The sequence below is a fragment of the Saccharothrix longispora genome (assembly GCF_030852425.1).
Classification (GTDB): Bacteria; Actinomycetota; Actinomycetes; order Mycobacteriales; family Pseudonocardiaceae; genus Actinosynnema; species Actinosynnema longispora.
Genome location: NZ_NSDM01000021.1, coordinates 53,038 through 67,422, shown reverse-complemented (window position 1 = coordinate 67,422; position 14,385 = coordinate 53,038). Strand labels below are relative to the sequence as shown.

11 protein-coding genes are annotated in these 14,385 nt (G+C 76.2%); 4 read left to right on the top strand and 7 right to left on the bottom strand.

Annotated elements, in window-relative coordinates:
- Positions 1-108 precede the first annotated feature (108 nt).
- Complete coding sequence (locus CKY47_RS33500) at positions 109-537, top strand: hypothetical protein (protein WP_306750371.1); 429 nt, start codon at positions 109-111, stop codon at positions 535-537.
- Between the two features lie 117 nt (positions 538-654).
- Positions 655-1,014 (top strand): LOG family protein, encoded by a 360-nt coding sequence (locus tag CKY47_RS33495; protein WP_306750370.1) that lies wholly within the window; start codon positions 655-657, stop codon positions 1,012-1,014.
- Here CKY47_RS33495 and mhpA read toward each other — a convergent pair.
- Complete coding sequence (gene mhpA, locus CKY47_RS33490; protein ID WP_306750369.1) at positions 987-2,516, bottom strand: bifunctional 3-(3-hydroxy-phenyl)propionate/3-hydroxycinnamic acid hydroxylase MhpA; 1,530 nt, start codon at positions 2,514-2,516, stop codon at positions 987-989. The two genes, CKY47_RS33495 and mhpA, sit on opposite strands and share 28 nt — an antisense overlap.
- A gap of 90 nt (positions 2,517-2,606) precedes the next feature.
- Positions 2,607-5,753 (bottom strand): ATP-binding protein, encoded by a 3,147-nt coding sequence (locus tag CKY47_RS33485; protein ID WP_306750368.1) that lies wholly within the window; start codon positions 5,751-5,753, stop codon positions 2,607-2,609.
- Positions 5,754-5,819: 66 nt separating this feature from the next.
- Between CKY47_RS33485 and CKY47_RS33480 the strand changes: the two genes are divergently transcribed.
- Entirely contained in the window at positions 5,820-8,777 is a 2,958-nt protein-coding gene (locus CKY47_RS33480) for an AfsR/SARP family transcriptional regulator (RefSeq protein ID WP_306750367.1), read from the top strand.
- A 33-nt stretch (positions 8,778-8,810) separates the two neighbouring features.
- On the opposite strand, the gene CKY47_RS33475 is transcribed toward CKY47_RS33480, so the two are convergent.
- The 3 genes from CKY47_RS33475 to CKY47_RS33465 form a co-directional block, all read right to left on the bottom strand.
- Positions 8,811-10,034 carry an RNA polymerase sigma factor gene (locus CKY47_RS33475; RefSeq protein WP_306750366.1) on the bottom strand — a complete coding sequence of 408 codons (1,224 nt, stop codon included), beginning with the start codon at positions 10,032-10,034 and terminating at the stop codon, positions 8,811-8,813.
- Positions 10,031-10,384, bottom strand: a complete 354-nt coding sequence (locus tag CKY47_RS33470) for a YciI family protein (protein WP_306750365.1) — start codon at positions 10,382-10,384, stop codon at positions 10,031-10,033. The genes CKY47_RS33475 and CKY47_RS33470 overlap by 4 nt, the downstream gene beginning before the upstream one ends.
- Before the next feature lie 189 nt (positions 10,385-10,573).
- Entirely contained in the window at positions 10,574-11,296 is a 723-nt protein-coding gene (locus CKY47_RS33465) for an SDR family NAD(P)-dependent oxidoreductase (RefSeq protein ID WP_306750364.1), read from the bottom strand.
- Between the two features lie 339 nt (positions 11,297-11,635).
- Between CKY47_RS33465 and CKY47_RS33460 the strand changes: the two genes are divergently transcribed.
- Complete coding sequence (locus CKY47_RS33460) at positions 11,636-12,346, top strand: helix-turn-helix transcriptional regulator (protein WP_306750363.1); 711 nt, start codon at positions 11,636-11,638, stop codon at positions 12,344-12,346.
- A gap of 19 nt (positions 12,347-12,365) precedes the next feature.
- Here CKY47_RS33460 and CKY47_RS33455 read toward each other — a convergent pair whose 3' ends face one another.
- Positions 12,366-13,124, bottom strand: a complete 759-nt coding sequence (locus CKY47_RS33455) for an NAD-dependent epimerase/dehydratase family protein (RefSeq protein WP_306750362.1) — start codon at positions 13,122-13,124, stop codon at positions 12,366-12,368.
- Positions 13,124-14,341 carry a macrolide family glycosyltransferase gene (locus CKY47_RS33450; protein WP_306750361.1) on the bottom strand — a complete coding sequence of 406 codons (1,218 nt, stop codon included), beginning with the start codon at positions 14,339-14,341 and terminating at the stop codon, positions 13,124-13,126. The genes CKY47_RS33455 and CKY47_RS33450 overlap by 1 nt, the downstream gene beginning before the upstream one ends.
- Positions 14,342-14,385 lie beyond the last annotated feature (44 nt).

The window sequence follows — 14,385 nt, the reverse complement described above, 5'->3', positions numbered from 1 at the left end:
CTCGGCGACCGAGGCGCCCGTTCCGGCCGGTGCCGTTAACGGCGGCGCCGGTGCCCCCGCCGGACCGCCGTTCCGGGAGTTGCCCGGTCGGCCCCAGGGTCGTGGCCCATGACGATCACGATCCCGGGCGTCGGGGACCTGCCGCCGGTCGTCGACCACGTGCCCGCCGGGCTGTCCTGCTGGGGCACCGTGGACGGGGAGACGCCGATCAGCGTCATCGTCGAGGCGCCCGCCACGGCCGACGACCTGGACCTGCCGTTCGTCGCGGGCGTGCCGACCGACCGCGACCGCCTCGAGGCCACCGCCCGCGCCGCCGTCGAGGACGCCTTCCGCGATCGTCCCGGGTTCTCCCCGGACGGGGTCGCCGACCCCGGGTCCACCTTCCACCCCGGCCGGGACTGGCTGACCCGCTTCGCCGACGTCGCCGCGCCCGGCCTGGACGAGCTGGGCGTCATGGTCGTGTTCCGGGACGAGGAGGTGATCGGGGTGGACGACCTCACCGACCCCGGGGAGCTCCACGGGCACGAGGACGGGTGACCCCCGCCCGCGTCTGCACGATGGGCGCGCTCGCCGACGGCGCCCTCGCGGTCGGCGGGCGCGTGGTCGGCGGGCGCGTGGTCGGCGTGCTGCCCCCGGGCGCTGCCGGACTGGGAGGTGGCGCACGAGGGGCTGACCGAGCCGCACGTCGTGGACGGCCTGCACGAGCGCAAGGCGATGATGACCGGCCTGGCGGACGCGATCCTCGCCCTGCCCGGCGGCGCCGGCACGCTGGACGAGCTGTTCGAGGCGTGGACGTGGGCGCAGCTGGAGGTGCACGCCAAACCGGTGGGCCTGCTCAACGTGGCCGGCTTCTTCGACCCGCTGCCGGCCGTGGTCGACCACATGGTCGCGGAGGGCTTCCTCCGGCCACCCCACCGGGACATGCTGCTGGTGGACACCGACGTGGAGCGCCTGCTCGACCGCTTCGCCGACTACCGGCCACCGGACTACACCTGGGCCGAGGACACGCCGTAGCCCCGGCCCGTCGCGGTCGTCCGGGTCGCGACGGTGGTGGCGTGCACGAACCGGTCCGGGCGCAGCACCACGACGTCCGTGCCGTGCCGTGCGAACCACGCGGTGAGCGCGCCGTCCACGTCCTCCACGGTCGTGATGTCGCCCTGCGCGGCGGAACCGGGCGGCACCACGCGCACGAACCGGGCCACCGGCCCGCGCCACCCCAGCGCGGTGGCCGCGTCCACACCGGGGCCGACCACGGCGAACTCCGCGCCCAGCACGTCGTCCAGCGGCACGCGCGTGCCGCCGACGGCCACGTCGGGCTGCGGGAACATCGTGCCGACCGGGGCCCGGTGGCCGGGCAGCACCGGCCGCGGCTTGAACTCGAAGTGCCGGACCGCCCGCCGCACCCGCGGCACCGCCTGCACCGCCCGCAGCACCGCGTCCCTGAGCGCGGCGGCGAACCGGTCGCGCACCAGGAACACGCGGCCCAGCCGCACGCTGGTGCGCGTCATCTCCTCGGTGTGCGGGCGGCGCTCGGCCTCGTAGCCGTCGAGCAGCGCGTCGTCGGCGTCACCGCGCAGCACCTGCGCGATCCGCCACGTCAGGTTCGCCGCGTCCCGCAGCCCGCTGCACAGGCCCTGCCCCAGGAACGGCGGCATCTGGTGCGCGGCGTCGCCGAGCAGGAACACCCGGCCGGCCCGCCACCGGTCCGCGACCAGCGTGTGGAACGTGTAGACGACGGCGCGGGTCACCGTGAACCGGTCCGGGTCCACGTACGGGGCGACCAGCTCCCGGACGGTCGCCGGGTCGGTCATCGCCTTCGGGTCCTCGCCGTCGCGGAGCATGAACTCCAGCCGGTGCGTGCCGCCCGCCCCCGGCGACACGAACGCGGGCCGCCGCCAGTCGCACACGAACCGGGTCGTCGCGACCCTCGTGGCGCCCGGCTCCACGTCGCCCGACACGGCGAGCCACGGTTCGGCGGCGGACGAGCCGGTGAGCGCGATGCCCGCCGCCGTCCGGGTGGTGCTGCGCGCGCCGTCCGCGCCCAGCACGTACCTCGCCTCGACCTCGGTGTCCCGGCCGCCGTGGCGCAGGGTCGTGACGACCCGGTCGTCCTGCTGCCGCAGGCCGACCAGCTCGGTGCCGGTGCGCAGGGTGACGTGCGGGAACCGGTCGAGGCCGCGCCTCAGCACCGCCTCCAGCGCCGGCTGGTCGAAGAAGTGCAGCGGCTCCGCGCCGAGGCCGAAGTCGACCTCGTCCAGCGCGATCTCGGCGAACACCCGGCCCCGCGCGTTGACGTACTCGGCGCGGCTCGGCGGGTACGTTCCCTCGGCGACCTCGGCGCGCAGGCCCGCCTGCTGGTAGATGCGCAGCGCCTCGTCGTCGCAGGAGAAGGCGCGGGGCTGTCCGTGCGGTTCGGTGCTGCGCTCGACGACCAGCGTGCGCACGCCCCGCGCGCCCAGCAGGTTCGCGGTGAGCGCGCCGACCGGTCCGCAACCGATGACCACGACGTCGTACATGGGTCCCCCTCCGGGAATGTGGTTCCGGCGTCATCGCAGCGGAGGGCTGTGGAGATTGTGTGGAGACGCCTGTGGAGGTCGCGGGGCGGTTCAGCGGAAGCGGGCCAGCAGCAGGTGGGCGCCCTGCGCCTCGGCGGTCGCACGACCGGTGGCCAGCTCGTGCGCGTCGCCCCTGGCCAGGCCGCGGATGCGGTGCAGCTCGGCGACGAGCACCCGCTCGCCGACCGCGCCGGCCGACGCCAGGCCCTCGTCGGCGAGCGCGGCGGCCTCCTCCGGGCGACCGGCTGCGAGGTGGGCGACGGCGACGGCGGCGGTCGTGATCGTGCGCGTCGCGCGCAGGCCCAGCCGGTAGATGCCGTCGGCGGCGGCGCGCATGGCGGCCAGCCTGGACGCGTCGCCCTCCAGCACGGCCGCCCACTCGGCGTAGAAGTCGCCGGTCGTGACGAAGTGCGCCATGTGCCCCTCGGCGCCGATGCGGCGGCACGCCCGGGCCGCGCGCCCGGCCGCGGCCGCGTCGTGCTCCTGGAGGGCGTTCCAGCCGGCGAACAGCTCCGCGTTGGCGCGGCCGTACGGGTCGTCGGTGCGTTCGGCCAAGGCCCGCGCGGCCGCCAGGTCCGGCCGGGCGTCCAGACCGCGCAGCGACCGCACGAGGGCCCGGAACTCGTGGACCGCCAGGGTCGGCGTGCGCCCGGTCTGCCCGCGCAGGAGGCGTTCGTCGAGGTGGTCGAGGGCGGTGGTGAGGTGGTCGTCGGCGTCGGCGAGCCGACCGGTGAAGTAGGCGGCCACCCCCAGCAGGTAGTGGGCGGCGGTCGTGGTGGGGGCACCGCTCCCGGTTGCGAGCAGCCGTTCGGCGAGGTCGGTGGCGAGCGGGAAGTCGGCGCGGTTGCAGGCCAGTTCGCCCAACGTCCACAGGGCGGTGCCCAGGTCCGCGGCGGGGGTCCCGGACGGGCTCAGCCGGTTCAGCAGGCGGTGGGCGTCGGCGGCGGCGTCCGCCACCGCGTCGCTGCCGATGCCGACGGTGATGTGCAGCAGGGACGCGCGGCGCAGGTGCACCGCCAGCTCGTCGGCCGGGTCGGTGAGCAGGGTCGCGGCCCGGTCCAGGTGGGTCAGCGCGTCCTCGAAGGCGAGGCGGCGGGTGGCGTCCTCGGCGGCTTCCAGCGTCCAGTGCAGGTGGTCGGCCCGGCGGTTCCCCGCGCGCCCGTAGTGGTGGGCCAGCTCGGCCGGGGTGAGCACGTCACGGCCCGTGTCGGCCAGGCGGGCGTGCAGGGTCGCGCGCCGGGTCGGGGACAGGTCCGCGTACGTCGCCTCGGCGAACAGCGGGTGCCGGAACCCGACGACGCGGGGCGCGGTCTCGGTGATCAGGTGGTCGGCGGCGGGCGAGGGCGTGCCCACGACGGCGACGTCCAGGTCCCGGCCCGCGACGCTGAGCAGGTCCAGGCAGTCCCGCGTGGCGTCGTCGAGCGCGTGCAGGCGGCGGCGGACGGTGTCGCGGATGCCCGGCGGCGGGTCGTCCGGCGAGGTCAGCAGTTCGGTGAGGAAGAACGGGTTGCCGCCGGTGCGGGTGACGAGCCGGTCCACGACGTCGGCCGACGGGGTCGTGCCGGTGTGCTCGCGCACCAGGTCGGCCACGGCGTCCGCGTCGAGCCCGGCGGGGTGCAGGCGGCGGTGGCCGGGGGAGCGGGCGATGTCGGCGAGCGCGGCGACCAGGTCCGGGTCGTGCTCGTACGGGCGCAGCGTCACGACCACGAGCGCCCGCGAGGTGTGCAGGGCGGGCGCGAGGTAGCGCAGGAGCAGCAGCGAGTCGGGGTCGGCGGCGTGCAGGTCGTCCAGGACCAGCACGAGGCCGGCGGGTTCGGCGGCGGTGCGGACGAGCGCGGCGACGGCGTCGTAGGCGCGGAAGCGCGCGGTCGGGTCCAGGCGGTCGGTGTGCCCGGTGTGGTCGGTCCGGCCACCGCGGTCGGTGTGGCCGGCGAACAGCCCGGTGAAACCGGCCAGCGCGGGCTCCACCGCACCCGGCGACAGGGCGCGCACCACCTGCGTCCACAACCAGAACGGCGGGGTCTGCCCGATGTCGGGGCACCGCGCCCACACCACCGGGGTCCCGCTCGCCGCGGCACGTGCGCCGACGACCCGGGCCAGGCTGGTCTTCCCGATCCCGGCCTCGCCGACCACGACGGCGAACCGCCCTCCCGCGTGCCTCGCGGCGACCAACAACCCGTCGAGCAGGGCGAGTTCCCGTTGGCGGCCCACGATCCGGTCGATCCCGACACCCCGGTCGATCCCGACACCCCGGGCGACTCCGCCGCCAGGACCGCCGCCGACGCCAGGACCGCCGACTACCTCGCGCCCGTCCCGTCCCGCCACCACCGCAGGGCGTGCTCCGCAGGGGTCCTCGCCCAGGGGACCCCTGTTCCCATTCTCCTCCAGGGGTACGACAATTCCGGCCCCCCGCGCCCCGCCGGCCCCCGGGACGTCGTGGACCAGGATGCGTCGGTGCAGGTCGCGCAACGCCTCGGTCGGCGAGACCCCGTACTCCTCGGCCAGCACGCGCCGGCCTTCGTCGTAGACCGCCAGCGCCTCCGCCTGCCGCCCGGTGCGGTAGAGGGCGAGCATGAGGCGGCCACGTGCGCGCTCGCGCTCCGGGTGCTCGGTCACGAACCGCCGCAGCTCGGGCAGCACCTCGTGGTGCCGCCCCACGTCCACGGACGCGGTGAACCACCCCTCGGCGGCGGCCAGCCGCGCCTCGGTCAACCGGGCCGCGTCGGCGCGCACGGCCTCCAGGCCGGCGACCGCCACGTCACCGCGCCACAGCGCCAGCGCCTCGCGGTAGCGGTGCTCGGCCAGCGGGCTGTCGCCGGAAGCCAGGGCCGCGGCGGCGTCGTCGGCGAGGGTGGTGAAGCGGACGGCGTCCACCGCGTCCGGCGGCACGGTCAGCTCGTACCCGCCGTTCCCGCCGCGCAGCAGCTCGGCGGGAGCCCGGTGGCCGCGGCCGGGTTCCAGGGCGCGCCGCAGGCCGGCGACGTGGGTCCGCAGCGTCACGGCGGCGCTCGCGGGCGGGCGGCCGTCCCACAGGGCGTCGGCCAGCCAGTCGGCGGACAGGAAGCGGTTGGGGCGCACCGACAACAGCGCCAGCAGGTCCCGCTGCCGACGCCCGCCGATCTCCACCGGGACGCCGTCGCGTTCGACCCGCAACGGCCCCAGGATCGCGAACCGCACGACGTGACCCCCTGGCAGCACCGCCCGCGAGCCTACCCGGCGACCCAATACGCTGGCACGTCACCGGAGCGGGAGGCGTGGGGACGCGTGGAGTTCGGGTTGCTCGGAGCGGTGCGGGCGGTGCACGACGGACGGGTGCTGCCGGTCGGCGGGGCCCGGGCGCGGTTCGTGCTCGCCACGCTCCTGCTCAACGGCGACCGGCCGACGCGGGCCGACGTCCTCGTGGAGGCGCTGTGGGACCGGCCGCCGCCGACCGCGCGCGCCCAGCTGCACAACGTCGTCAGCAAGCTGCGCGCCGCCCTGCGCGCCGCCGGCGCGGACCCGGTCGAGTCGCACCCCGGCGGCTACCTGCTCTCCCTGGACGGCCACCGGCTGGACCTCGCGGACTTCCGGCGGGCCGCGTCACGGGGCGCGCGGGCGGCGGCGGCCGGGCGGCACGACGAGGCGGCGACCGAGCTGGCCGCGGCCCTGGCGCTGTGGCGGGGACCGGCGCTCGCGGACGTCCCCGACGAGCAGGCCGTCGAGGTGCGGGCCGCGCTGCACGAGGAACGCCTGGCGGTCGTCGAGGCGAAGCTGCGCGCCGACCTGGCGCTGGGCCGACCGGACGCCGTGCTGCGGGACGTGACGCCGGAGCTGGCCGAGCACCCGTTCCGGGAAGGTCTGTGGGAGACGCGCGTCCGGGCGCTGGTCGCGGCCGGGCGGCGGGCCGACGCGCTGGCCGCCTGCCGCCGGGTGCGGCGGACGTTCGCCGACGAGCTGGGCATCGAGCCGGGGCCGGGGCTGCGCGCGCTCGAACAGGACGTGCTGCGTGGTGGGGAGCCGGCGCGGGCGGCGCGGCACGACCTGCCACCCCGCGAGCTGCCGCTGCCCATCGGCCGCCTGACCGGGCGCGACGAGCCGTTGCGCCGGATCGGCCGCCTGCTGCGGGACGACGGCGCGTCACCGGTCGTGCTGCTGGTGGGGCGCGGCGGGGTCGGCAAGTCCGCACTGGCGGTGACCGCCGCGCACCAGGCGGTCCCGTGCTTCCCGGACGGCCAGCTGCACGTCGACCTCGGCGGCAGCGGCCCGCGGCCCGCCGACCCGCACCTCGTCGTCGGTCGGGCGCTGCGCGCGCTCGGCGTGGACGGCGGCGTCGTGCCCCAGGACCCCGGCCGGCGGCTGGGGCTGTACCGCAGCCTGCTCGCCGGCCGGCGCGTGCTGCTCGTGCTGGACGACGCCCACTCGGAGCGTCAGGTCCGGCCACTGCTGCCGGGCACGGCGGGCTGCCGCGTCCTGGTCACCTCGCGCGGTCGCCTCGGCGCGCTGGTGGGCGTCGAGCGGGTCGAGGTGCCGGTGCTGGACGCCCACGCCGCGGTGGAGCTGTTCGCGCACGTGCTGGGGCGCGAGCGGTTCGCCGCCGAGCCCGACGCCGCCCGCGCCGTCGTGGCCGCGTGCGCGAACCTGCCGCTGGCCGTCGTCGTCGCGGCCGGTCGCCTGGCGGTGCAGCCGCACCGGCGCGTCGCCGAGTTCCTCGACCTGCTCACCCGGGAACGCGGCAGGCTGGACGAGCTGTCCGTGGGCGACCTGGACGTGCGGGCGAGCATCACGCTCAGCGTGGACGCCCTGGACCCGCCCGAGCAGCGGCTGTTCCGGTTGCTCGGGCGGCTGGAGGTGCCCGACTGGCCGGGGTGGGTGGCCGGCGCGCTGCTGGGCGACCCCGCGTGGCGGCCCGGCCCCCTGGACCGGCTGGTGGACCTGCACCTCGTCGAACCGCTCGGGGCGGACCGGGTGGGACAGGTGCGCTACCGGCTGCACGACCTGGTCACCGACGTGGCGCGCGAACAGGAGCCCGTGGAGCCGGGCGAGCGGGACGCCGTGGCCGGTGTGCTGGGCGGGTGGCTGGCGCTCGCCGCCGAGGCCGACGACCGCCTCCCGCACGGCATCGCCCGCACCGCCGACCCGGTCGCCGCGCCACCGCCCGCCGCCGCGGCCCTGGCCCGGGAGGCGCCCGCCGACTGGTTCGAGGCGGAGCGCCGGAGCCTGGTGGCCGCCGTCGGCCAGGCCCGCCGCGCCGGTCTGGCCGACCTCGCGGGCGCGTTGGCGCTGCGCCTGTCGGGGTTCCTGTGGCTGCGCTCCTACGACGACGAGTGGGAGCGCGAGCTGCGGCTGTGCGTGCGCGACGTCCGGGAGCGCGGTTCCCGCCACCTGCTCGCCCGCCTGCTCGGCGCCCTGTACGACGTGTGCGTGCAGCGCGACCGGTTCACCGAGCTGCGCGATGTCGCCGCCGAGCAGGTGGCCGCCGCGCGGGACACCGACGACCACGTGCTGCTGCTGCGGGCCCTGCGCCAGGCCGGTGCGGCCGAGGCCAGGTTGGGTCGGTTCGGCGACGGCGAGCGGTGGCTGACCGACGCCGTCGAACGGGCCCGCCACCCCGGTGTGCCGCGCGACCTGCTGCGCGACTGCCTCATGGCGCTCGGCTCACTCCGCCACGAGGCCGGCGTGCCCGAAGCGGCCGTGCCGCTGCTGCGCGAGGCCCTGTCCCTGGCCGCGGGCGTCACGGCGCGCGCCGAGCTGTGCCGCTACCGCCTCGCCTTGGCGCTGACCGACCTCGGGGACTTCGCCGAGGCCGCCGACCTGCTGCACGGGGTCCTGACCGCGTGCGAGGAGATGGACGACGACCTGGGCACGGCCTACGCCGAGCAGGCGCTCGCCGACGTCGACCTGCGCGACGGCCGGCCGCGTGCCGCCGAAGGCCGCCTGGCCCGCGCCCGGACCGTGCACGAACGCCTGGGCAGCACCGACGGCCTGGCGGAGGTGCTGCGGGCGAGCGCCGACCTGGCCGTCCTGGAGGGCGACTGGCGCGTGGCCGACACCGCCCTGCGCCACGCGCTCGACCTGCGCCGCAGCACCGACAACCACCTGGAGACCGCCCGGACCCTGGCTCGCCTCGCGCGCGTGGCCGGAGCACTGGGGAAGGACGCCGCGGAGTGCCCGGCCGTCCCGGACGACTTCGACCCGGCCTGCCTGCGCGTGCCCGACTTCTACGCCGCCGAACAGGCGCGCTGACCGTTCGGCGGCGCGGGACCGGCGGGTGCGGCGTCACCCGTCGAGGCGTTGGGCGCGGGTGGTCAGGTGGTGGCGTTCAGGCAGGCTCGTGGCACGCCGGGCGGCCTCGCGGTAGGCGTCCCGGGCGGGTCCGGGCCGGCCGGCCAGCTCCAGCAGGTGCGCCTTGACGGCGTGCAGGCGGTGGGTGCGGGTCAGGTGCCGGTCGGCTTCCAGGTCCGCGACCAGTGCCAGTCCGGCGTCCGGACCCTGCACCATCGCGACCGCCACGGCCCGGTTCAACGCGGTCACCGGGCTCGGGGCCACGCGTTCCAGCAGGTCGTACAGGGCCAGCACCTGCGGCCAGTCGGTGGCCTCGGCGGTCGGCGCCTCGGTGTGCACGGCGGCGATGGCGGCCTGGAGCTGGTAGGAGCCCACCGCGCCGCGGGGCAGGGTGCGGGTGATCAGCCCGGTTCCCTCCTCGACCAGGGCGCGGTCCCACCGGGTGCGGTCCTGCTCGGGCAGCGGGACCGGCGTGCCGTCCGGGGCGGTGCGGGCCGGGCGGTGGGCGTCGGTGAGGAGCATGAGGGCCAGCAGGCCCGCCACCTCGCCGTCGTCGGGCAGGAGCGCGTGCAGCGCGCGGGTCAGGCGGATCGCCTCGTCGGACAGGTCCGGCGCGGTCAGGTCGCCGCGGTCGGTCGTGGTGTGGCCCTCGGTGAACACGAGGTAGAGCACGTGCAGGACGGCGCGCAGGCGTTCGGCGTGGTCCTCGCCCGCGAGCCCGCCGAACCCGGCGTCGCGCACGGTCTGCTTGGCGCGGCTGATGCGCTGCGCCATCGTGGCCTCGGGCACGAGGAACGCGGCGGCGACCTGCGCCGTGGTCAGGCCGCCCACGGCGCGCAGGGTCAACGCGATCCGGCTGGGTTCGGACAACGCCGGGTGGCAGCACAGGAACAGCAGTTCCAGCGAGTCGTCCCGGTCCGGCTCGGCGTCGGCCGGTGCGGCGAGCACCTCCGCCTGCGGCGTCGCGACCAGTTCACGCCGGCGGCGGGCGTTCTCGCTGCGCACGTGGTCGACCAGGCGGCGCGACGCCACCGTGAGCAGCCAGCCGCGCGGGTTGCCCGGCAGTCCGTCGGCCGCCCACCGCACCGCGGCGTCGAGCAGCGCCTCCTGCACGGCGTCCTCGCACGCGTCGAACTGGCCGTGCCGGCGCACCAGCACGCCGAGGACCCGCGGCGCCAGTTCGCGCAGCAGGTCCTCGACGCGTCGGTGCCCCGTCACTGCCCCTCGTGGGGGACCGGCCACACCTCGACCGGGTCCTGATCGGCCCACGGCATGTCGGCGGCGATCTCGTGCGCCCGCTCCTCGCTCTCCACGTCGAGCAGGTAGAAGCTGGCGATGTACTCCTTGGTCTCCAGGTACGGCCCGTCGGTGACCGCGGGCGCGCCGTCGACCCGCTTGACGAGCCGCGCCATCACCGCGTCCGCGAGGCCGTAGGCACCGATCAGCTCACCGGTGCCCTGGTACCTCCTGTTGAACGCGTCCTGGTTGGCGACCACGTCCGGCCACTGGTCCGCGGGGATGGAGTCCCACTTCTCCTGGTTGCCGTAGACCAGCATCAAGTACTTCACGTCGGGTGTCCCGTTCGTCCGTTCGCGCGCCCCGGTGGCTCGCGGTCGCCCAATGGTCGGAGCGGGCCGGCCGTCCTCTACACCGAGCCGGGGGAATTTTCCCCGAGTGGCCCGAACGTGGAACTCACCGGGCCTGAGCGTGCGACTCGCGGGGCGTGAGCGTACGACTCGCGGGGGTTGGGCCTTCGGTCAGCGGCCCAGGGCGGAGCCGCCGTTGACGCCGATCACCTGGGCGGTGATGTGGCCGGCTTCGGGGGAGGCCAGGAAGGTCACGGCGGCGGCGACGTCGGCGGGCTTGCCGGCGCGGCCGTTGGCCGGGTTGCCGACGAGCTTCGCGCGGCGCTCGCCGGTGAGCGGCTCGCCGCCGAAGAAGTCGGTGTCCTCGATGACGCCGGGTGCGACGACGTTGACCGTGATGCCGCGCCCGCCGAGGCGGAAGGCCAGGTCGGCGGTCCACGCCTCGATCGCGGCCTTGGCCGCGCCGTAGCTGCCCGAACCGCGCCGCGCCGCGATGGACCCGACGGTGATCACCCGGCCGCCGTCGGCCAGCCTCGGCTCCAGGGCGGTGGTGACCAGGACGGCGGTGAGCACGTTGGACGCGTAGTTGGCCGTCCACAGGTCCCGGACCTGCGCCAGGTCGGTCGGCTCCGGTCGGCGGCGGGTCTCGTTGCCGCCCGCGTTGTTCACCAGCACGTCGACGCGGTCCGGCAGCTCCGCCAGCGCGGCCTCGACCTGCGCCGGGTCGGCGGCGTCGAACGCGACGGCACGGGCGCCCACCTCCCGCGCCGCGGCGGCCAGCAGGTCCGCCCGCCGCCCGGTGACCACCACGTCCACCCCCTGCTTCACCAGCTGCTCGGCGATCGCCCTGCCGATGCCCGTGCCGCCACCGGTCACCACTGCCGTCCTCGTCATGGCGACGTTGTACCAGCGGGCCCGGTCGCGGGTCGAGATCCGTTCACATGTGTGGTCGGGTCCGGACCACGACCACGGCACGACCCTTGGATGGTCGCGGAACCGCCGAGACCGCAGTCGCTTCGCAGGCAAAAGAAGGACAACGCAATCAAAACCAACGTAGGACCTTGGTGTAACCACATGGGCCGGCTATGCTGAACGGTGTGGCGGCGATCACTCCTGATCGGAGGGCCTGTCCGGGTGGTCCCGACCGCAGCAGCACCGTCGTGCTCGACACCGCCCGGTGTCGTCGGCGTCCGCCACCGGTCCTCGTCTCGAAGCATGGGAGGTGGTCTTCCGATGGGTGCGGACGCGGCCGACGCGGCCATCCGGGGCAGGGCCCGGAAGTTCCCGACGTGGCCCCGGGCCGCCCACCTGTCCTTCTTCGAGCGGTCCGGCCTGTGCGCCGCCTGGCTGGACCACCGGTTGCGCATCCGCGACACCACCGCCGACTTCCACCGCCGCCTCGGGCGGGGGCCGGCCGAGCTGTCCGGCCGGGAGTTCTGCGACCTGCTCGACCCGGGCATCCGCGACCGGCTGTCCCGGCAGCTGTCCCGGCTCGCGGACGGGCGGCACCCGTGCTTCGTGGACGACGTGGCCCTGCGCTCCGGCGCCGGCGCCCTGTCCGGTGAGGTGACGGGGTTCGCCGTGCACGGCGGGGGCGGGCGGATCGACGGGGTCGTGGTGCTCGTGCGCCCGGACCCGGGACCCGGGAAGTCCTGCCCCGGCGCCGGGACGACCGGTACCGGGGGCGGCCGGACGTCCCGGTGGGCGGTGCGGCTGACCGCGATGGAGGCCCGCGTCCTGGAGGGCGTGGCGGCCGGCACCTCCACCGCGCAGCTCGCCGCGGCGCTCTACCTCAGCCGCGGCGGCGTCGAGTACCACGTGTCCGCGCTGCTGCGGAAGCTCGAGGCCGAGAACCGCCCGGCCCTGGTCTCCAAGGCCTGTTCCGCGGGCATCCTCGACGTCACCTCGTGGCCGCCCGCGGTGATCCCCGGGTGCGTGGAGTAGGGCGACCACGCCGGGGTGGTCAGGCGGGTGCGGGTGCGGGCCAGTAGTGGCCGATGTAGCGGTCCAGCATGCCCTCCACGTACCCCGGTTCGCGCACCCGGCCGAGGTCGGGGACCAGGCGGCACAACTTGTCCACCGACACGAGCGTCCGCACCGGCGTCGCGTGCACGACCTCGTAGACCGGGGACGCGCCCATCCGGTCGGCCATCGCGCGGGCCAGGTCGGCCACCGGCCAGGGCGTGCCCGAGGCGACGTTGACGACCTCGTCGCGCACCCCCAGGTCGAGCAGCGCGTCCACCGCGCGCACGACGTCCAGCACGTCGACGAGGTCGCGGTAGGTGCCCTCGTAGAGCTTCACGGAGCCGGAACCGATCTGCTTGACGAAGTTGGGCAGCAACTGGTGCTCCCGCTGCCAGCAGCCGATCGCGTGGCTCATCCGCAGGACCAGCCACGGCACCCCGGACGACCGGACCAGCGCCTCCAACCGGCGCTTGTGGTCGCCGTAGGCGGAGTCCGTCGAGGTGGGCACGTCCTCCCGCGCGGGGCTTGTCGTGCTGCCGTACATGGCGTGCGAGGCGCTGGAGAAGAACACCAGCGTGCGATCTTCGCGGCGGCAGCGGTCGAGGGCGTCGAGGACCAGGTCGGCCTCGCGGGCGAACATCTCCCGCGACAGGACGCTGGTGCTCGACACGCCCGCGGCCAGCACGAGCGCGTGCGGGTGGCGGTGCGCCACGCGGGACAGGTTGCGCGCCACGAAACCTCGGCCGACGATCTCCATCAGTGTCCACTCCGGACGGTAGTGGGCAGGTGGCCTTCCAGGGCGTCGGCCGCGGCCCGCGTGCCGCCCGCCGCGCGCGCCAGGTCGCGGACGGCGCCCGCCGCGGTGGAGGCGGCCCCGTCCGCCAGCAGGGCCGTCACGGCGGAGCGCAGGCGCGGGCCGGTGGCCTCGCCGGCGGCGAGCACGGTGCCCAGGCCGAGCGCGGCGGTGCGGCGGGACAGCAGCAGGGCCTCGGACATGTGCGGCACGGCGACCACCGGCACCCCGGCCAGCAGCGCCATCATCAGGCTGTTGAGGCCGCCCGCGGTGACGAACGCCGACGCGCGCCCCAGCACCGCCATCTGCGGCACCCACGCGTGCGCCTCCACGTTCGCGGGCAGCCCGCCCAGCGACTCCGGGGTCACGCCGCCGCCGAGCGCGAGCACGACGTGCCACGGCGAGTCGGCGAACGCGGCGGCGCACCCGCGGAAGAAACCCGGGTCGCTGTTGACCGTGGTGCCCATGGACACCAGCACCACGGGCCGCTCGTCCGGCGGCTCCCAGCGGCCCGCCAGGTCGTCGTCGCCCAGGCAGGTCCCCACGAACGCGGTGTGCTCGTCGAACGTGTCGGCGGCGATCTGGAACACCCTCGGCACGTAGACCAGGGCGCGCTTCGCCGCCCAGCCGACCAGGGCCTCGGGGGTCTCGGGCAGGCCCCGCTCGGCGATGAACGCGGCGGCGAGCCTGCGGCGCTCCACCAGCGCAGGGTGGCCGCGCCGCACGCCGCCCGCCTTGAGCAGCGCGTCGAGCTGGGAGTAGTAGCGGTTCGAGGCCATCGACGGCGTCGACTGCACGGCCGGGCAGCCCCACGCGTGCTCCAGGGCGCGCCCCAGGGGCGCCAGCGACATGTCGTGCACCACGAGGTCCGGCCGGTCGCCCGCGAACGCCCCCTCGGCGCGCGCGGTGAGGTGGGCGCTCTCGACGAAGAACAGCACGGTGGACCAGGCGAGCGCGTCGGCGTCCTGGTCGGAGTTGGCCGCCCGACCCGGTCCCAGCCACTCGGCCATCCGCGTCTCGTAGGGCACGACCCCCGCGCCGGCGGCGGTCACCGCGTCGGCGAAACCGGCGGTGGCCGCGAAGCTCACCCGGTGCCCGCGGCGGACCAGTTCGGCGGCCACGGCCAGCGGCGGTCTCATGTGGCCGTGCGCCGGGATGGAGAAGAACGCGATGTGTGCCACGGCCGGGCGCCTCCCACGACTTCGACGACGCACCCCAGCGTAGG